An 18,580-nucleotide genomic window follows, 5' to 3' on the forward strand; every position below is an offset into this window, starting at 1 on the left:
ATCGCAACTTTTTTTAGTCTTCTGTAAGGAATAGTAATTTTGCTCGTTTTAGATCTATTGTTTGGTCTTTTTGTATTTCCAAGAAATAATCCAATTGCCATTTCTGTGTTTTTTGCGCTTGTTTACTTGTCGTTATATCCCAAGGTGGATAAACTCGAATAGCGCGTTTTCCTTCCTTTTTATCAGTTACTATTTCCTTATTTATCAAAATTGATTTTGGAAAAATGAATATCCCTAAGTGATTGTCTTTTCGAGTACTGACAATAAATAAGTCAATTGGATCGGTGGAGTCAAAAGGCTGAATTGGACCTTGATTTATTCTTTTCCAAAGCGTAACAAATTGACCGGTTTTGGTAGGTGTTATTTTTGACGTTCGGAATCGAATGTTTAAATTGTTTAGGGTGAAAGTACAGGCTCCATATTCTCTGCTTTCGGCTTCAAGAATGGGTTGGTTGATTTCGAAATTACAATTGTCAAAAAGTATTTTTTGAATTAAAATTAAATCTTTCGGGATACTTTCTGGAGTAATCCAAGGCTTTTGTATGTTCATTTGGGAAATTTAATGTTGTTAATTAAAAAAGCCGAAAATGGATTTCGGCTCTTAATAAATTAGGAATTATTTTTTAGTTTTCAATTTATCTTTGAATACTTTTTCAAATTTTTCTAGCTTGGGCTGAATGACCATCTGGCAATACGGCTGACTTTTATTATTTGCATAATAATTTTGATGGTAATCTTCGGCTTTGTAAAACTTCGTGAAAGGTTCGATTGTGGTCACGATAGGATTATCATACGCTTTAGCTTTTTTTAATTCGGCTATTATGGATTGTGCTTCTTGTTTTTGTTCTTCATTATTGTAAAAAATTACAGAACGGTACTGTGTTCCTCTGTCGGCACCTTGTCTATTAAGGGTTGTTGGGTCGTGAACGGTAAAGAATACTTTGAAAATTTCATCAAGATTGGTCACGTTTTTGTCAAAAGTAATTTGGACTACTTCGGCATGACCTGTAGTTCCGGAACAAACTTCTTCATAACTGGGATTGGCTATTTTTCCTCCCGAAAAACCTGAAACAACAGATTTTACTCCTTTTAAGTTTTCGTAAACAGCCTCTACACACCAGTAGCATCCTCCGCCAAGTGTTATGGTTTCAAAATTAGATTGTGTCATTTTTTTAGTTGTATTATTGTTTTGTGAAAATAGTGTTCCGGTAAATAGCAAACAGGCTAAAATTATTGTTTTCGCTTTCATAAGTACTTTTTTTTAATTTTTATTTAGCATCTGGGACAAAATCAAGAGCTATGGAATTCATGCAATATCTTTTGCCTGTTGGTGCAGGTCCATCGTCAAACAAATGTCCCAAATGTCCGCCACATCTGCCACAAAGAGCTTCAATTCGTTCCATTCCAATAGAATTATCGTTTTTAAATACAATACTTTTTTTGTTTTCTTGTTCAAAAAAACTTGGCCATCCACAACTGCTCGCAAACTTGGCTCCGGAACGAAAAAGGAGATTACCACAAGCTGCACAATAATAGGTTCCTTTTACGTCGGTATTCCAATATTTACCGGTAAAAGGCCTTTCGGTATCGGCTTTGCGAGAAACTAGATAAACATCTTCCGGGAGAATTTTTTTCCACTCGGCATCGGTCAAATTCAGTTTTGTAGTATCGGTATGAGAGTAATATGGATTTCCAGGTTTACTTTGATAAGTTTCAACTGGAACCATTGTGTTACTATTCGTTTCTTTACTCTGCCCGCAAGCTTGAAAAACAAATAAGGGGAGTAATAATAAAGTAAAAAAGAATGATGTTGTTTTCATGGTGTTTGTTTTTATTCCCAAAAGTAAAGGACAAATTACAATCAAAATGTCGGGTATTTTACAATTCGATTTCTATTTATACAATTTTTAACTATTGTTACTTACGTTAAAAAAGACTTTTTGGTTTTAAAAAAAAGTAATGAATAAGATATTTTGCTATAAACCAATACGCATATTGATTAAATGCTTTTTGAAGCCTGCCTTTTCGTATGCTCTTATTGCCGAAGAATTGTCACTATAAACATCCAATCGCATTTCAAATATACCTTGTGAGTGAACCCACTTGCTTAGCGCTTCAATAATTTGGGTATTTACTCCTTTTCCGCGGTGATCCGAGTGCGTGTACATAAAACCCAAATAGGCATATAATTTGTGATTCAAATAGGGTTTTGCATTTTCAATTCTGGCATATCCGGAGCCTATAATTTGGTCATCCAAAACGGCAACAACGACTTCAACATCTGTGGCCGAAATCATTTTTCCTATGTCATAATAACTTATTTTTTCCTCTTTCAATGTTGGGTCAAATGGACGCTCGGCGGCAATAATCCCTTGTTCAAATTCCAGAAGTATGGTTAGGTCGTCTAGGGTTGCTTTTCGGATATAAATCATTGTGATTGTCGTGAATTTTATTACATCAAATATACAAAAGGGAATGTAGAATTTCTGTAGCTACGGTTTTAAGATTTATCAAGAGAAATAACTTCCACAAAAAGCAAAAAAATGTTAAGGCCTTAAGAAAGCATATCTTTTTTGTACTTTTGTTTCATTAATAGATTATATGGAAGAAGAACAAGTAATATTAGTAAATGAATTGGATCAACAAATTGGTTTAATGGCCAAATTGGAAGCACATGAAAAAGCCATTTTGCATCGTGCTTTTTCTGTTTTTGTTTTAAATGATAAAAATGAAATTATGCTCCAACAACGAGCGCACCAAAAATACCACTCCCCTTTATTATGGACGAATACCTGCTGCAGTCATCAGCGCGACGGTGAAACAAATATTCAAGCCGGTAGCCGCAGATTGTATGAGGAAATGGGTTTTAAAACGGAGTTAAAAGAGCTTTTTAATTTTATTTACAAAGCTCCCTTCGATAACGGTTTGACTGAGCATGAGCTTGATCACGTAATGATTGGCTATTATAATGATGAGCCGATGATTAACCCCGAAGAAGTTGAAGACTGGAAATGGATGAAAATTGAAGATATTCAAAAGGATATGCTTTTAAATCCAGAAATTTACACCGTTTGGTTCAAAATTATTTTCGATGAATTTTACCATTTCTTAGAAGAACATACATTATAAGAAGGCAGAAGTTAGAAGTCAGAAAGCAGATATTAGAGATTTTAGAATATAGAAATCTAAAATTAAAAATCAATAAGCTGAAGTCTGCAATCTAAAATCTGCAATCTAAAATCTAAAATTTTCCCTATGAGAGTAACCCTATCCAGAAAAGCCCATTTTAACGCAGCTCATCGTTTGTATAGAAAAGATTGGACTTTCGAACAAAATGATGCTGTCTTTGGCAAATGCAATAATCCTAATTTTCACGGACACAATTATGAATTAATAGTAAGCGTTACAGGTGAGATAGACAAAGAAACAGGCTATGTTATGGATGTGAAGTTTCTAACCGATATTATCAAGGAAGAAGTAGAGGATAAATTTGATCATAAAAATTTAAATCTGGATGTACCCGAATTTCAAGATTTAAACCCTACAGCAGAGAATATTGTAGTGGTGATTTGGAATAAGATTAGGAAAAAAGTAAAATTAGATTTGGATCTTGAAGTGGTTCTTTATGAAACACCACGCAATTTTGTAACCTATAAAGGAGAATAATGGAACTGAAAATAGGAGATAAAATTCCAAATTTTAAAGCAAAAGATACTAATGGAAATGACTTTGACAGCCAAGGAATAGTTGGACAAAAACCATTGGTTATTTATTTTTATCCAAAAGACAACACACCGGGATGTACGGTCCAAGCCTGTAGTTTTAGAGATCAATACGAAGATTTTAAAGATTTGGGTGCCGAAGTAATTGGAATCAGTAGTGATAACATTGCGTCGCATCAAAAGTTTACCCAACAATATAAGCTGCCTTTTATACTTTTGTCGGATTCGGACAAGAAAATAAGAAAGCTTTTTGGAGTGCCTTCAGGTTTGTTCGGAATATTGCCTGGCAGAGTTACTTATGTTGCGGACAAAACCGGAACAATAATTATGGTATTTGACAGTATGATGGCAAAACGCCATATTCCAAAAGCGCTTGAAGCGATCAGAGAATTAAAGCAATAAATTGACAAAATAGTATTGTGGTTTGATTATTAAAATGTAGAAATTTGTAAAAAAATAAAAACATGAATTCAAAAATATATCCGTTACAGTTTGATGCAATCCTCAAAGAAAGAATTTGGGGTGGAGAAAAATTAAAAACAATTTTGAATAAACCAATTACCTCTAGCATTACTGGTGAAAGTTGGGAGTTATCCACTGTTGAAGGAGATGTAAGCGTTATTGCAAACGGTGACTATAAAGGAAAAGCATTGACAGAGTTAATCAATGAATTGCCAAACGAAATTTTGGGAACTGCTGTTTACAAAAGATTTGGAAATCAATTTCCATTGCTTTTTAAATACTTGGATGCTCGTGAAGATTTATCAATTCAAGTACATCCTAATGATGAATTGGCTAAAAAGCGCCATAATTCTTTTGGTAAAACCGAAATGTGGTACGTTATGCAAGCCGATGAAGATGCCAGAATTATTGTTGGTTTCAAGAAGGATTCAAGTTCGAAAGAATATGTAGAGCATCTAAATGACAACACGCTGATTGATATATTGGATACTGTAAAAGCAAAACCCGGAGATGTGTTTTTCTTGGAGACAGGTACGGTCCATGCCATTGGAGCCGGATTGGTTATAGCCGAAATACAACAAACCTCGGATATCACATATCGTTTATACGATTTTGACCGTAAAGATGCCCAGGGAAATACTAGAGAACTTCATGTTGATTTGGCTTTGGATGCCATAAATTACAAAAAAGTTGATACCTATAAAGAATACGCCAAAGAAGTAAATAAGTCAAATACAGTTGTTGACTGTCCATACTTTACGACTAATTTTATTCCGTTGGAGAATGAAAAAGAGGTTGTGAATTCAGGATTAACCTTTGTAGTGTATATGTGCACGGAAGGTTCATTTGAAATAGCCTATGATGGTGTAACTTATCAATATATAAAAGGAGATACAGTGCTTATTCCTGCTGCAATGAAGAGCTACAATCTAAAGGGAAAAGCTTCTATTTTAGAAATTTACATTTCATAGTTGGGAATAGAAAGATTATGTGTACTTTTGCAAACGCAAATTAAATAAAAAATAAAATGGCAAACGTTAAGAATTTAAAGAAAGACATCAACTACGTTTTAGGAGATATTATTGAAGCAGTTTACTTGTTTGAAATTTCTACAACAGGAAAACCTACTGAAGAAACGAATGCATTGATTGACGAAGCTATCGCTGCTTTTGATGTTTTGATCACTAAAGTGAATGCTAAAAATGTTGAAAACAAAAAAGCACATTTCAAACAAATAAATGTAGAATTGGAACAAACTGCTAATCAATTGATTGGTAAAATCAACGATTTGCAGTAAAAAAAAGGTCAAAAAAAGTTTGAATTTATTTTGGAAAAAAGAAATTCAAGCTTATCTTTGCACCCGTAATGAGTCGCCAGCGTAGCTCAGTTGGCTAGAGCAGCTGATTTGTAATCAGCAGGTCGTGGGTTCGAGTCCCTCCGCCGGCTCTTTTAAAAAAAACCATCTATTCATTTAGATGGTTTTTTATTTAAGTTGGCACATTACAAAACATATTGAGTCCGCCAGCGTAGCTCAGTTGGCTAGAGCAGCTGATTTGTAATCAGCAGGTCGTGGGTTCGAGTCCCTCCGCCGGCTCTTTAGTAAAACCATCTAACTCTTGTTAGGTGGTTTTTTGTTTTAGGCCGTTTTGTAAATTTATGGAGCAGGAAGATTGAGTATTTTTTGCAGACATTAGTCCCGCTATCCGTTACAATCTTATAAGCCGAACCCCAGCTTATAAGGATTTCCACTCCTATCGGGGCTAAAGAGAGTGATATTGCTTCTTTTCTTTCATCCAAAAAAAAATAAAAAAATCAGACTCATATTTCAAGAAATGCTGCTAGTAGCGTATAACATATTTTGTAATAAAAAATGTAATTTAGCATAAACTTCAAAAAGGAATAATTACTAATAGATGAAATGGATTACTAGAGAACGCCCTAAAATTGATAGAATAGCTTCCCCTTGGTTGATAAAAAATTTTGTAGACAAAGAAGCTGAATTTATATATGTTCCTTTCAGCGAAGTTTTAGATAAAGCAAAAGAATTGGATGCTATTCCATTTGACATTCCTAATGTAGAATTCACGCACTACGAAGAGCAAAGTACCTTTGACTACATAGTAAAAAAATATGAGATTAAAGATCCTGCTATACTAATTATTGCAGATATTGTTCGTGGAGCCGACACAGATAGACACGATATTGCAAAGGAATCAGCAGGACTTTGGGCAATTTCAGCGGGACTTTCCTATAATATTACAGACGATTACAAATTATTAGAAAGCGGAATGGTTATTTATGATGCGCTATACAGTTGGGCAACGCATTTATACAAACAGAATCATTTACAGAATAGTCCTTTTGAAAATCTATTGCACGAAGTGTATCGCAAATTTTTGAAGAAAGAAAAAGCAAATAAGAAGAAGCCACCTGTTTGGGTTAAAGATTTAAAAGCAATAATTCAAGATCAAATAGATACCCAATTTACTTTTGACCTAAAGAAGATTTCTAATGATTTAGAACTTAATCCTTCCTATTTATCAAGGGAGTTTTCCAAGTATTTTGAAGATCTTAATTTTGGAGATTACGTTCGAAAATTACGAATTGAAAAAGCAATTAATCTAATTCAGAATTCAAGCTACCCACTTACGGAGATAGCTTATATGACTGGCTTTTCAGATCAAAGCCATTTTACGAGAATTTTTAAGCAGAGTACAGGGAAAAATCCTTCTTCGTACCGAAAAATTGCAAAAAAAAGTAATTCAGATACAAAAGGTAAATAATATACTATTTCTACCTTTTTAGTAGTATTAAATTTGTTGTCATAAATTTGAACAATTATGAGACAAGTTAGATTTGCAATTATTTTTGTTTTGTTGGCATTAAACGTCTCTGTTTTTTCTCAGACAACTTATCCGAAAATAACAGGGTATTTTGGTGTGGTTCATCCTATAATAACTTTCAGTGAGGATGAAACTACTTTGAATTTTAGAGATTATTATGCTGTAGGGTTTCCAACTGGAATTAATATTTGGAAAAGCGCTAAAATTGGGTTTTCCTTTGAAGTAGTTCCTAATATAAAAGCCGAAAATGGTGTTAGCAAAATGAATAGTTTATTGTTTCATCCAGGTGTATTGGTAGCTTTAGGAAACGGTTATACGTTTGCAGGTCGAGCAGCCTTCGAGACTAATGGCAGGTATGGCTTCACTCCAGTATTCAATAAAACAGTAATTAAAAATGACAATAGTAGTTATTATGTTGCTATTCCATTGCCTGTACGGTTTGGGAATGAACATCCTACAACATTTGGTATAGGTTTCCAATTTGGCATAGCATTTTAAAAACATCTAAAATTATGAAAGAGAACCCAACATACACTTTAAAAGAGTTAGCATTATATTTCCTGAAATTAGGGACAATTGGTTTTGGCGGTCCAGTAGCATTGGTTGGCTATATGCACCGAGATTTAGTCGAAGACAGAAAATGGATTTCAGAAGAAGAATATAAAGAAGGTCTAGCTTTAGCACAATTAGCGCCTGGTCCACTAGCAGCACAATTAGCAATTTACCTAGGGTTTGTACATTATAGTTTTTTAGGAGCGACTTTGATAGGATTTGCCTTTGTTTTGCCTTCGTTTATAATGGTGGTATTATTGGGAATCGTTTATAAATTATACGGAGGATTGTCTTGGATACAAGCTGTTTTTTATGGTGTTGGTGCGGCTGTTATAGGTATTATTGTAATGAGTTCGTATAAGCTGACGCTAAAATCAATAGGTAAATTCAATTTAACCTCTTTTAAAACGAATTGGTTATTATGGCTGTTTTTTATAGTTGCGGCTGTTATAACATTGGTTACTCAGCAGGAACAAGTTTTACTATTTGTATTTGCCGGGCTTTTATATATGTTTGTCAAAGCTCCTCCAAAATGGTTTAATGGTAAAACTGCCAATTCTATTGTTCTGTTGCAAATGGGTTTTTGGAGCTATGACAATTCCACTCTTATGAAAATTGGTATCTTTTTTGCGGAAGCGGGAGCATTTGTATTTGGGAGCGGTTTGGCAATTGTCCCATTTTTACACTCCGGAGTTGTGATAGAAAATCAATGGTTGACGGAACATCAATTTGTTGATGCCGTTGCCGTTGCAATGATTACTCCTGGTCCAGTTGTTATTACTGTTGGTTTTATTGGGTATTTAGTAGCTGGTTTTCCTGGAGCCTTGGTTGCTGCTTTAGCCACATTTTTGCCCTGTTATTTATTTACAATTGCTTTGGCTCCATCCTTTAAAAAAATTGCACAAAATAAATCAATCAAAGCTTTTGTAGATGGTATTACTGCGGCTGTTGTGGGGGCATTAGTAGGAGCCGTTGGTGTAATTGCTTCCAGAAGTATTTTGGATATTCCAACAACTCTAATAGCTATTGCAACCATTTTTGCTTTACTTTATATCAAGAAAATTCAGGAGCCCTATATAATTGCCGTTGCAGCAGTTTTAGGGGTTGTTATAAAATTAATGCTATGAACAGAAAAGATTTTTTAAAATCAGGTACATTGTTTGGTGCTGCAGCATTGGTGCTTCCCACTACCAATGCGTTTGCGAAAAATTTAGCTGACAATTCAATTGATAAATTGGTAGATGCCAATGGTAATTATATCCAACAGACATTGCCTTATAGCGAAAGTTTTCTAGAACCCTATATGGATGCTGAAACCTTGCATCTGCATTATACTTTTCATCATGGTGGAGCAGTAAAAGGAGCGAACAAGGATTTGCAAATGATAAAAAAAGCTTTAGATGAAAACAATTTGGAAACGGTTGATTTTTGGACAAAAAAGCTATCCTATCATTTTTCATCTCATATCTTGCATTCTATATTTTGGACAAATCTCACTAATAAAAGCACTTTGCCACAAGGAGATTTATTAAAAAGAATTGAGAAAAGTTTTGGAAGTTTCGACCGACTTAAAGTATTGATTGCTGCAACTGCCAAAAATGTAGATGGTAATGGTTGCGGAATATTAGCCTACCAACCTTACAGTGATAGTTTAGTAATCTTACAATGCGAAAACCACGAAAAGCTAACACAGTGGGGGGCGATTCCAATATTGGTTATTGATGTTTGGGAACACGCTTATTATTTAAAGTATAAAAATAAACGTACTGATTTTGTTGATGCACTTTTTAATATTATCAATTGGGATAATGTGGCATTGCGATTGAACGATGCCTTGAAATTAACTAGATAGTATATTTAAAGGTTGAATGTTTTATTCCAAAAAGGATATTTGTTGCAATAAACAAATATCCTTTTTTGTTTTAAATAGAATTTGATTTCTTTCACTATTGTTGTTGATTTCTATTGGTTCGCGAGAGGGATAGAAGCTGGCTACCGAAGTAGCGCGTATAGCCCGACCGCATTTTTGGGAAGGGCCGTATAAGCGCAATAGATGATTTGGCCCTTTCCGAAAATGGGGTCTCGCCCAAATGAATTTTGATGAACTGATGAAGTAAACCTCTGTTGAATTATGGATACAAAAAAAACCGCCTTGATAGGCGGTTTCGATTTATAGAATAAGTTGAATTATTTAGCTTCAGTTTCTTTTATAGCATTAACGTATTTAGTTAATTTTTTACCATAAAGAGAGTTGGCTACTTTTGGAGTCATTGATTTTTGAATGGTATCCAAATATTTGATGTTGATATCATAAATTTCGGCCAAAGCAATATACGGAGATACTTCATGATCCTTATTATTTACTGCGAAATTGGTTGCATAAAGATATTTACGTTTGATGTTGTTGTCTTGTAAAGCGTTTATACTATCTATTGCTTTTGCATTATTGCTTTTTATGGCTTTAAATTTTTGCTCAATCAAGCTTAGATTTTCGTCACTGAAACGAGAATTTATTTTTTTGTATTCCTCGTATAATTCTTGGTTTTTTGACCCAGTGATTTTTGCACTTGAAATAAATGAATCTAAGTTAGTGTCAATATTGATTGTTCCAGGTTCTGCAAAAAACATGATGTTGTTGTCAAGTGAGTTAGTCACACCTCTGTCAAGATATAGGTACAACATTTCGGGAGATTTTAAGTCAATGTTACTTTCAAAAGCAGAATTTCCATCAATCTTGATGCTATCGATCGCCACAAGGGAGGAGTCAGCATATCTTTGAATGTACAAAGTTCCTTCTTTTAATCCTTTGATATTTCCTGTGATATGCAGATTTGTTTTGGATTCATTTTTGTTACAGGCGACCAAAAGAATTAGGGTAACAAAAGCAATAATTGAATTTTTCATGTGTAAATTATATTTATTTTTTTGGGAACATAAAAACACTAATCTTCATTAATGAATTATGAAGATTTTAGTTTTGTTTATTTTTGGCGCAAAATAAAGAAAATTGTTGGAATGAATCAGTTTAATGAGAGTGAATTTCAAAAAAAAATCCCAATCTAGTTTTAGATTGGGATTTTGTGTAGGCTTGTTAAGATTATCCTTTCAGCCAGGCTTCTCTCAACGCTGCTTTTGAGGCATCGGTTGCTTCAAGACCGTCGGTATCTATATAAGGGAATTTTACAACTCCTTTTAATACTTGTTCTTTTCCGTCACGTTTAATTTTTATAGAAATTGCATCATTCTCTTTCCATTTTTGACTTTCCGAAATCATGTCGTAAATATTGTCTAGCGAATAAGGCTTATCATTGATGGCAAGAATTATGTCGCCTCCTTTTAGGTCTAATGTAGTGTAGAAAATATTCAATTCTTTGTTAGGAGCCACGAAAATCTCTTTGTTTTCATGATTGACAGCGATGTATGGAACCTGACCTTTTAGGAATATCCCTTCTGGTGTTTTTTGGGTAACTTTTGTTACTCCAACTTTTGCTAAATAATCATAATAAGGAATAGGTGTTGGGCCAGATACGTATGTGGTTAAAAAAGTTCCGACTTCAGGATAAGTTAATGACGTTATTTTTGCAAATAAATCAGCATCATTAAATGGTTTTGAAACTCCATATTCATTAGATAATTGATGCATTAAATCTAATATTCCTCTTTTTCCTCCGCTACTTTCTCTGATTTGTATGTCCAAACACATTCCGATTAATGCTCCTTTTTGATATACATTTAAGTACTGATCTTTATAAGGCTCAGTTAGTACATTAGCACTCATAGTTGTAAATGGCATTGTGTCATTCAAAGCGTTGGCGCCTTCTATTTTTTCGGATATACGAGAATAGAATTCGTTTTCATTAATTAACCCTTGATTGATTTGGAAAAGATTGGCAAAATATTCAGTTACTCCTTCATACATCCATAAATGTTGAGACATTTTTGGAGCGTTATAATCAAAATATTGGATTTCTTTTGAGTGGATTGTTAATGGAGTTACAATATGAAAAAATTCATGTGAAACAACATCTTTCATTTGTTTTACCAATTCGTCTTTTGGCATCATTTCTGGCATAACTACAGTAGTTGCAGTTGGATGTTCTAGTGCTCCAAAACCTTTTGCATCGGTTGGAGACATTGTAGAAAGATAAAGAATTACAGTGTATTTTTTTGTGGAATTAATTTTTCCTAAAAATGTTTTTTGTGCAGTCATCATTGTCTTCATTTCGGGAGTAATACTCTCTGCTGTGAATTTTCCTGATGGTGAGTATACTGCAATTTGAATATCCATACCATCTACATTAAAAGTAGTGTAGTCAGGTTTGGAGTACATAATTGGGTTTTCCAATAATTCTGAATAAAGTGGCATTTCAAAAAGATCTACTGTTTTGGAACTATCTTTGTCAATCATTGAGGTAGCTCCCCAAAGCGTTTCAGGATGAGTAATGGTAACTTTATAAGGTGTTTCTTTTTTGTCTTGAAAATAACCAACAAATCCATGTAAATTAAGCATAAAGTTTTTATTGGCATCGATGTTTGTCCCAGCAGGAGAGAATACATCATCTTTTCCAAAACCTCTTCCTTTTTCACTGTCGAAAGTGTCGTTTACTAAGTAAGTAATTTTCACTAATGATTTTGCTTTTTTGATTGACCAAGTATTATCATCAGTTTTTGTAACAGTCAACAAGTTTCCTTTGCTGTCATAGGCTTTAAAATCGGCAACGTATTTTCCATAATCATCTACGGAATAGGTGCCAGGAACTGTTTTTGGAAGACTATAGGTGATTTCATCAGTTTTGATTTTTGGAGCTTTTACCGTAACCAAAACTTGATCGTCTTTTACATCAGTAAGATTGATGTTGACCTCAATTTCTTCTTTTTTTGAATCTACAGGATGTTTAATATTAGCTTTACTTGTCCAAATTAGAGAAGAAAAAGCAAATGCAAAGATTATTTTTTTCATTTTGTAAGTGTTTGTTTTGTGCATTAGTATTGTAAAATCTAAAAATGTTACAAAAATGTTTTAATTAAAGGATTTGTTGAAAAAAAATAACTAAAAAAGGGCTTGATATTTGTTGTGAAGAATTTTTTTATTATTTGAAATGTAGATTCGAGCAAGAATCAATACGTTTATGAGTTGATTAAGATTTTGAAAAAATAAAGCAATAAAAAAACTCCTGAAAGTCAGGAGTTTAAGAGGTTTGGTTAGTCTAGTTTGTTTTTTATATAATATTTTCCGTCTAAATCTTCATCAAAATCATCGATTTTAAGAGGTTTTGGTTTAGGTTTACTTGCAATAGCTTTCTTTTTCCACATTTCATATTTCTCTGCGGGCATTTTCTTTTTCATAATTTCAAGTACCTCTTTCTCTGCTAATCCAAATTCTTTTTTAATAATTTCAAATGGATTTCTCTCCTCTTGGGCCAATGCAATCAGTCTTTCTGTTTGTTCCCAGTTTAATTCTTTGCGGTTACTCTTTTTCATCACGTGAAAATTAATTCTATTTGGTATTAATGATTAATAAATCTGATTTTAAATCTTATACCAATATTAATAAAAATAATTATCACTTTTTATTTTAATTAAAAAAATATTTGAATTTTTAATTCTTTTAAGTATATCACGTTTTTAAAAAGAAGTTTTAATTAAATTCCCAGTTGATTGTTTTCTTTTTTATAAATAAGTACATTCAAATTTTACATTATTTTGTTTGTAAGCTTATTTTGGAATTATGTCAATTTTCATTGACTATTTATTTTATTTAATGACCCGAAAGGTTAGATTTATTCTTGGTCCAATAGGTTTGCTCGTTTTTGGAACTTGATGTTTCCAAAAATGCTGTGTAGTACCTTTCATTAATAACAGACTCCCGTTTTCTAAAATAATAGTCTTTTTTTGAGAGGCATCAAAGTTGTGTTTTAATTGGAAGTTGCGTTCTGCTCCTAAACTTAATGAAGCGATTACGGGATTTACACCTAATTCTTTTTCGTTATCGGCATGCCAACCATTACTATCACTACCATCTCTATAATAATTCAATAAAACGGTTGTGAAATTAGTGTCTAAAATACTTTCTGCAAGAGATTTAATTTTTTGTAAAGTCAATGTCCAGTGATGAGGATGCATGGTTATGTTAGAGTAGGAGTAGGGTTTTCCTTCGTTTCCATATAAAGCTGTTAATCGCGGTTGCAAATGTTTTTTGCCATAAACCGTAATTTCGTCCTGTTGCCAAGGAATATTTTCAATCAATTCCTGAAAAAGAGAGTCGGCCTCCTCTTTTGAAAGAAAAGCTGGGAAGTAGATGATTTCTGCATCTGGTAAATTAAAAACTATGGGCTCGGATTGAAAAAGTGAATTCATATTACAAAAATAAAGAGAAAAACAAAATCTTGTATTTCGTTTTTCTCTTTTATAATTTATTTTTTAGGATGTAAAATCTAAGCTTCGGAATGGTCTTGCAATAAATTTTTATAAATAAAACCAGCTACAATAGCACCTAAAATTGGAGCGGCCCAAAACAACCAAAGCTGAGATAGTGGTTCACCGCCTACGAAAATAGCTTGAGATAATGATCTTGCAGGATTTACAGAGGTATTTGTAATTGGAATGCTGATTAAATGAATAAGAGTTAGTCCAAGTCCAATAGCAATTCCGGCAAATCTTCCGTTGGCAAATTTATCGGTGGCGCCAAGTATGATTAAAAGGAAAAATAATGTTAGTACGAATTCGGCAATAAAAGCAGCTTGCATAGAATAACCATCTGGAGAAAAAGCGCCATATCCATTAGAGGCAAAAGCACCAGCCTTAGTATTGTCTATCATAAATCCAGCTTTTCCAGAGGCAATAGTGAAAAGTGTTCCGGCAGCTGCAACAGCACCTACGCATTGTGCTATTATATAAGGAAGCAATTCTTTGGCTGAAAATCTTCCGCCGGCCCATAATCCAAAAGAGACAGCTGGATTAAAATGTCCTCCTGAAATATGTCCGACAGCATAAGCCATAGTCAAAACAGTTAAACCAAAGGCCAATGAAACTCCCACAAATCCAATTCCTAAATCAGGTATGCCTGCTGCAAATAATGCGCTACCACAACCTCCAAAAACCAACCAATACGTTCCGAAAAATTCTGCAAAAAGTTTTTTCATGATAAAAAAATTAAGTTAATAGCTAATAGGTGAAAATGTTTAAAATAGTTTTCAATACAATGTCTTTGTAATTTAATAAGAATTGTATGGATTACGAATTTATAAAAAAATTAACAAATAATAACTATAACTGCGTTTTTTTAATACTGATAATCAGTGAGATTGCTCTTTTTTGAAGTTAATGTTCATTATAATGATAGCCAATATAATAAGGAGAATACCAATCCATTGTAATAAAACAACATTTTCATGTAGAAGAAAATAAGCCATTAAAACCGAAACAGGAAGTTCAAGTGCCGAAACTATACTTCCTAATCCAATCCCTGTTAGCGGAAATCCTGCATTCATAAGCATTGGTGGAATAATTGTGCCAAAAAGGGATAATATGATTCCCCATTTAAGGAATATCGTATAATGGAATGCTGTATTTTGTGTTGCGATTCCAAAGGCAAAAACAATTACAGCTCCTCCCAAAAGCATGTACAAGCTACGTTGTGCCGAGGAAATTCCTAAGGCAACTCGATTGGCAGTAAACATAGTGGTTGTGAACGAACAGGCAGCCAACATTCCCATCACAAGCCCTCTCCAATCCAACTGAATTTCATTCTTAAAGATGTTGGTGGCCAAAAGTGTTCCTATTAAAACGACAAGAGCCGCTACGATTTTTTGTGTTGAAGGAATTTTTTTCTCCAAAATCATTTCCAGTATTAAGCCAATCCATACCGTTTGCATCAGTAATACAATGGCGATAGAAACAGGAATATATTTAACGGCCATATAATAAAAGACACTGGTCAAACCCATAGAAGTCCCAGCGATCATCAACTGGAATATGTTTTTCTTTGTGGCTTTGATAACCTCATTTTCGCTTTTGGCTTTTTGAAACCAATTAATGATAAGAATTCCGAGAATTCCTAATACGAATTGTGAAATAGTGATTTCGGCGGTAGTATATCCTTCGTTATAAGCCATTTTTACAAATGTTGCCAGCATTCCGTAACTAGTCGCGCCAAATCCTACCAAAAAGACTCCTTTGAGTGTATTGTTTTTAAACATATTTGAATGTGTGTTTTTTTTGTTTTTAGATAATAAGAAGAAATCTATTTTGCTTAAATAGTCGGCTGTTGTTCTTTTTCAAGCTCTTTATGAGTCAGATCACTCAAATGCAAACGCAGTGCATCAACCGAAATGTTAATCTCCCAAAAGCAAAGTGCCAAAGAGATTAACAGAGCAAGCAAACTGAAACCAAATAAGTAAATCCCAGTCAATTGATAATCTAAGAATAATACCAGCATTGTAAAAACAGACAGAAATAAACTCAATACACCTGCCATCTGCATAAAGCGAATAAGAGTCAATCGCAGGTTGAGGTTTTTTATTTCCAGCAAAATCAATCGATTCTCCTTTTCTTTATAGGCTTTCTTCAGGCCGCGTATAATGGTCGCGAGTGTCAAAAACCGATTAGTGTAAGCCAACAAGATTAATGAAGTTGCCGAAAACAGTAAAGCGGGAGTTTCTATATGAAGTGTCATTAATGTATTTTTTAGATTGCAAAGTTCGCTTTTTTTAAGCAGTAATAAAAACCGCAAGTATAGTTTATAGAAGGTCAAAAGGAAGGATAATATATGAAGGTAGCCAAAATCCAAATACTCAGGAGCTATTTCCCGCTATCCGCTACAATCTTATAAGCCGAACCCCGGCTTATAAGGATTTCCGCTTTTATCGGGGCTAGGGGTCCAGGTTTTTCATAAGAAAGAAAGTGAAAGATTCATATCATATATATAGGAGATACATTTACAGAAGGAAATCCGCACCTTTATATATAGAATACAAGGTTTGAAAAAGGAAAGATTCGTGGAAATGTGTTTTCTCTATATTTTATTCATGCCTCCCCAGTCCCAAAACAAACCAAAAAGGATCAAAAGCGATTAAATTATCAGAAACGGCCTATTGAAATTTTGAAATCCACAAAAAAGGTTATCTGTAAATTTCAATATATCAATGTATTAAAAATTAATTGTAAAATTAAAGTAAAATAATTGCAAAAAGCCATTGTTTAAACGAATAAACTAGCTACTTTTGCACCCGCAACAACGCACAAGTTCTTTCACATACTGGCAAGCAAACGAATTGAAACTGAAAATTTATTTTCAAAAAATATTCAAAAAAGCTTGTGAGAGAAGAAAAAGCTTTGTACTTTTGCACCCGCTAATCGAGAGACTGGCGCACAAAAACAAGAAGAACACGTTCCTAGACATATTGAATTGACAGCCGTTCTGATGAAAATCAGAACAAAAGAATAAGAGTAATAGAATCGGAAGATTTGAATAAAGAACCACTAGAACTTCAGTCAAACATTAATAGCTTAAGCAATTGAGCAAACAATATACGATGAAGAGTTTGATCCTGGCTCAGGATGAACGCTAGCGGCAGGCTTAACACATGCAAGTCGAGGGGTATAGTTCTTCGGAATTAGAGACCGGCGCACGGGTGCGTAACGCGTATGCAATCTACCTTTTACAGAGGGATAGCCCAGAGAAATTTGGATTAATACCTCATAGTATAGTACAATCGCATGATTGAACTATTAAAGTCACAACGGTAAAAGATGAGCATGCGTCCCATTAGCTGGTTGGTAAGGTAACGGCTTACCAAGGCTACGATGGGTAGGGGTCCTGAGAGGGAGATCCCCCACACTGGTACTGAGACACGGACCAGACTCCTACGGGAGGCAGCAGTGAGGAATATTGGACAATGGGCGCAAGCCTGATCCAGCCATGCCGCGTGCAGGATGACGGTCCTATGGATTGTAAACTGCTTTTGTACGAGAAGAAACACTCCTTCGTGAAGGAGCTTGACGGTATCGTAAGAATAAGGATCGGCTAACTCCGTGCCAGCAGCCGCGGTAATACGGAGGATCCAAGCGTTATCCGGAATCATTGGGTTTAAAGGGTCCGTAGGCGGTTTGGTAAGTCAGTGGTGAAAGCCCATCGCTCAACGGTGGAACGGCCATTGATACTGCCAGACTTGAATTATTAGGAAGTAACTAGAATATGTAGTGTAGCGGTGAAATGCTTAGAGATTACATGGAATACCAATTGCGAAGGCAGGTTACTACTAATGGATTGACGCTGATGGACGAAAGCGTGGGTAGCGAACAGGATTAGATACCCTGGTAGTCCACGCCGTAAACGATGGATACTAGCTGTTGGGAGCGATCTCAGTGGCTAAGCGAAAGTGATAAGTATCCCACCTGGGGAGTACGTTCGCAAGAATGAAACTCAAAGGAATTGACGGGGGCCCGCACAAGCGGTGGAGCATGTGGTTTAATTCGATGATACGCGAGGAACCTTACCAAGGCTTAAATGTAGATTGACCGGTTTGGAAACAGACTTTTCGCAAGACAATTTACAAGGTGCTGCATGGTTGTCGTCAGCTCGTGCCGTGAGGTGTCAGGTTAAGTCCTATAACGAGCGCAACCCCTGTTGTTAGTTGCCAGCGAGTCATGTCGGGAACTCTAACGAGACTGCCAGTGCAAACTGTGAGGAAGGTGGGGATGACGTCAAATCATCACGGCCCTTACGCCTTGGGCTACACACGTGCTACAATGGCCGGTACAGAGAGCAGCCACTGGGTGACCAGGAGCGAATCTACAAAACCGGTCACAGTTCGGATCGGAGTCTGCAACTCGACTCCGTGAAGCTGGAATCGCTAGTAATCGGATATCAGCCATGATCCGGTGAATACGTTCCCGGGCCTTGTACACACCGCCCGTCAAGCCATGGAAGCTGGGGGTGCCTGAAGTCGGTGACCGCAAGGAGCTGCCTAGGGTAAAACTGGTAACTAGGGCTAAGTCGTA

20 protein-coding genes, 2 tRNA genes and 1 rRNA gene (1 of these 23 cut by a window edge) are annotated in these 18,580 nt (G+C 35.0%); 12 read left to right on the forward strand and 11 right to left on the reverse strand.

Annotated features, from left to right (window positions below; all coding sequences use genetic code 11):
* Positions 1 to 13: 13 nt before the first annotated feature.
* The 4 genes from C8C85_RS12035 to C8C85_RS12050 all read right to left on the reverse strand — a co-directional run bounded on the left by C8C85_RS12035 (position 14) and on the right by C8C85_RS12050 (position 2,432).
* Entirely contained in the window at positions 14 to 550 is a 537-nt protein-coding gene (locus tag C8C85_RS12035; RefSeq protein ID WP_116797279.1) for a MepB family protein, read from the reverse strand.
* 66 nt (positions 551 to 616) lie between these two features.
* A complete protein-coding gene (gene msrA / locus C8C85_RS12040; RefSeq protein WP_116797280.1) occupies positions 617 to 1,249 on the reverse strand; it encodes a peptide-methionine (S)-S-oxide reductase MsrA in 633 nt (210 codons plus the stop codon).
* Between the two features lie 19 nt (positions 1,250 to 1,268).
* Positions 1,269 to 1,820, reverse strand: coding sequence for a peptide-methionine (R)-S-oxide reductase MsrB (msrB, locus tag C8C85_RS12045; protein ID WP_116797281.1), 552 nt, complete (start codon positions 1,818 to 1,820; stop codon positions 1,269 to 1,271).
* 156 nt (positions 1,821 to 1,976) lie between these two features.
* Entirely contained in the window at positions 1,977 to 2,432 is a 456-nt protein-coding gene (locus tag C8C85_RS12050) for a GNAT family N-acetyltransferase (RefSeq protein WP_317046341.1), read from the reverse strand.
* A gap of 169 nt (positions 2,433 to 2,601) precedes the next feature.
* On the opposite strand from C8C85_RS12050, the gene idi reads away from it, so the two are divergent.
* The 11 genes from idi to C8C85_RS12105 all read left to right on the forward strand — a co-directional run bounded on the left by idi (position 2,602) and on the right by C8C85_RS12105 (position 9,431).
* Complete coding sequence (idi, locus tag C8C85_RS12055; protein ID WP_116797283.1) at positions 2,602 to 3,129, forward strand: isopentenyl-diphosphate Delta-isomerase; 528 nt, start codon at positions 2,602 to 2,604, stop codon at positions 3,127 to 3,129.
* Positions 3,130 to 3,255: 126 nt separating this feature from the next.
* A complete protein-coding gene (locus tag C8C85_RS12060) occupies positions 3,256 to 3,666 on the forward strand; it encodes a 6-pyruvoyl trahydropterin synthase family protein (protein WP_116797284.1) in 411 nt (136 codons plus the stop codon).
* The gene (locus tag C8C85_RS12065) at positions 3,666 to 4,124 is read left to right on the forward strand and encodes a peroxiredoxin (RefSeq protein WP_116797285.1); all 459 of its coding nucleotides are present in this window, start codon (positions 3,666 to 3,668) and stop codon (positions 4,122 to 4,124) included. Before C8C85_RS12060 ends, C8C85_RS12065 begins: the two co-directional genes overlap by 1 nt.
* Positions 4,125 to 4,186: 62 nt before the next feature.
* Positions 4,187 to 5,155 (forward strand): type I phosphomannose isomerase catalytic subunit, encoded by a 969-nt coding sequence (locus C8C85_RS12070; RefSeq protein WP_116797286.1) that lies wholly within the window; start codon positions 4,187 to 4,189, stop codon positions 5,153 to 5,155.
* A 56-nt stretch (positions 5,156 to 5,211) separates the two neighbouring features.
* The gene (locus C8C85_RS12075) at positions 5,212 to 5,481 is read left to right on the forward strand and encodes a hypothetical protein (protein ID WP_111410923.1); all 270 of its coding nucleotides are present in this window, start codon (positions 5,212 to 5,214) and stop codon (positions 5,479 to 5,481) included.
* A gap of 75 nt (positions 5,482 to 5,556) precedes the next feature.
* Positions 5,557 to 5,630, forward strand: a tRNA-Thr gene (locus C8C85_RS12080).
* Positions 5,631 to 5,704: 74 nt separating this feature from the next.
* Positions 5,705 to 5,778: transfer RNA gene (locus tag C8C85_RS12085), tRNA-Thr, on the forward strand.
* Between the two features lie 319 nt (positions 5,779 to 6,097).
* Complete coding sequence (locus tag C8C85_RS12090) at positions 6,098 to 6,967, forward strand: chromate resistance protein ChrB domain-containing protein (protein ID WP_116797287.1); 870 nt, start codon at positions 6,098 to 6,100, stop codon at positions 6,965 to 6,967.
* A 57-nt stretch (positions 6,968 to 7,024) separates the two neighbouring features.
* Positions 7,025 to 7,525, forward strand: a complete 501-nt coding sequence (locus C8C85_RS12095; RefSeq protein ID WP_116797288.1) for a hypothetical protein — start codon at positions 7,025 to 7,027, stop codon at positions 7,523 to 7,525.
* Positions 7,526 to 7,539: 14 nt separating this feature from the next.
* Complete coding sequence (locus tag C8C85_RS12100; RefSeq protein ID WP_116797289.1) at positions 7,540 to 8,706, forward strand: chromate transporter; 1,167 nt, start codon at positions 7,540 to 7,542, stop codon at positions 8,704 to 8,706.
* The gene (locus C8C85_RS12105) at positions 8,703 to 9,431 is read left to right on the forward strand and encodes a superoxide dismutase (RefSeq protein ID WP_116797290.1); all 729 of its coding nucleotides are present in this window, start codon (positions 8,703 to 8,705) and stop codon (positions 9,429 to 9,431) included. Before C8C85_RS12100 ends, C8C85_RS12105 begins: the two co-directional genes overlap by 4 nt.
* Before the next feature lie 335 nt (positions 9,432 to 9,766).
* On the opposite strand, the gene C8C85_RS12110 is transcribed toward C8C85_RS12105, so the two are convergent.
* The 7 genes from C8C85_RS12110 to C8C85_RS12140 all read right to left on the reverse strand — a co-directional run bounded on the left by C8C85_RS12110 (position 9,767) and on the right by C8C85_RS12140 (position 16,253).
* Positions 9,767 to 10,483 (reverse strand): DUF4369 domain-containing protein, encoded by a 717-nt coding sequence (locus C8C85_RS12110; RefSeq protein WP_116797291.1) that lies wholly within the window; start codon positions 10,481 to 10,483, stop codon positions 9,767 to 9,769.
* A gap of 193 nt (positions 10,484 to 10,676) precedes the next feature.
* Positions 10,677 to 12,539, reverse strand: a complete 1,863-nt coding sequence (locus tag C8C85_RS12115) for a peptidase M61 (RefSeq protein WP_116798474.1) — start codon at positions 12,537 to 12,539, stop codon at positions 10,677 to 10,679.
* A gap of 242 nt (positions 12,540 to 12,781) precedes the next feature.
* On the reverse strand, positions 12,782 to 13,060 hold the full coding sequence (locus tag C8C85_RS12120) for a DUF2805 domain-containing protein (protein ID WP_111410921.1): 279 nt from the start codon (positions 13,058 to 13,060) through the stop codon (positions 12,782 to 12,784).
* A 273-nt stretch (positions 13,061 to 13,333) separates the two neighbouring features.
* Positions 13,334 to 13,936: an alpha-ketoglutarate-dependent dioxygenase AlkB family protein gene (locus C8C85_RS12125; RefSeq protein WP_116797292.1), complete on the reverse strand. Its 603-nt coding sequence runs from the start codon at positions 13,934 to 13,936 to the stop codon at positions 13,334 to 13,336.
* A 77-nt stretch (positions 13,937 to 14,013) separates the two neighbouring features.
* The gene (gene aqpZ / locus C8C85_RS12130; protein ID WP_116797293.1) at positions 14,014 to 14,721 is read right to left on the reverse strand and encodes an aquaporin Z; all 708 of its coding nucleotides are present in this window, start codon (positions 14,719 to 14,721) and stop codon (positions 14,014 to 14,016) included.
* A gap of 153 nt (positions 14,722 to 14,874) precedes the next feature.
* A complete protein-coding gene (locus tag C8C85_RS12135; RefSeq protein WP_116797294.1) occupies positions 14,875 to 15,777 on the reverse strand; it encodes an EamA family transporter in 903 nt (300 codons plus the stop codon).
* A 53-nt stretch (positions 15,778 to 15,830) separates the two neighbouring features.
* On the reverse strand, positions 15,831 to 16,253 hold the full coding sequence (locus tag C8C85_RS12140; protein ID WP_116797295.1) for a DUF2721 domain-containing protein: 423 nt from the start codon (positions 16,251 to 16,253) through the stop codon (positions 15,831 to 15,833).
* 856 nt (positions 16,254 to 17,109) lie between these two features.
* On the opposite strand from C8C85_RS12140, the gene C8C85_RS12145 reads away from it, so the two are divergent.
* A 16S ribosomal RNA gene (locus tag C8C85_RS12145) occupies positions 17,110 to 18,580 on the forward strand; it runs 43 nt beyond the window's last position.

This window comes from Flavobacterium sp. 103, assembly GCF_003096795.1.
In the GTDB taxonomy this organism is placed as follows: domain Bacteria; phylum Bacteroidota; class Bacteroidia; order Flavobacteriales; family Flavobacteriaceae; genus Flavobacterium.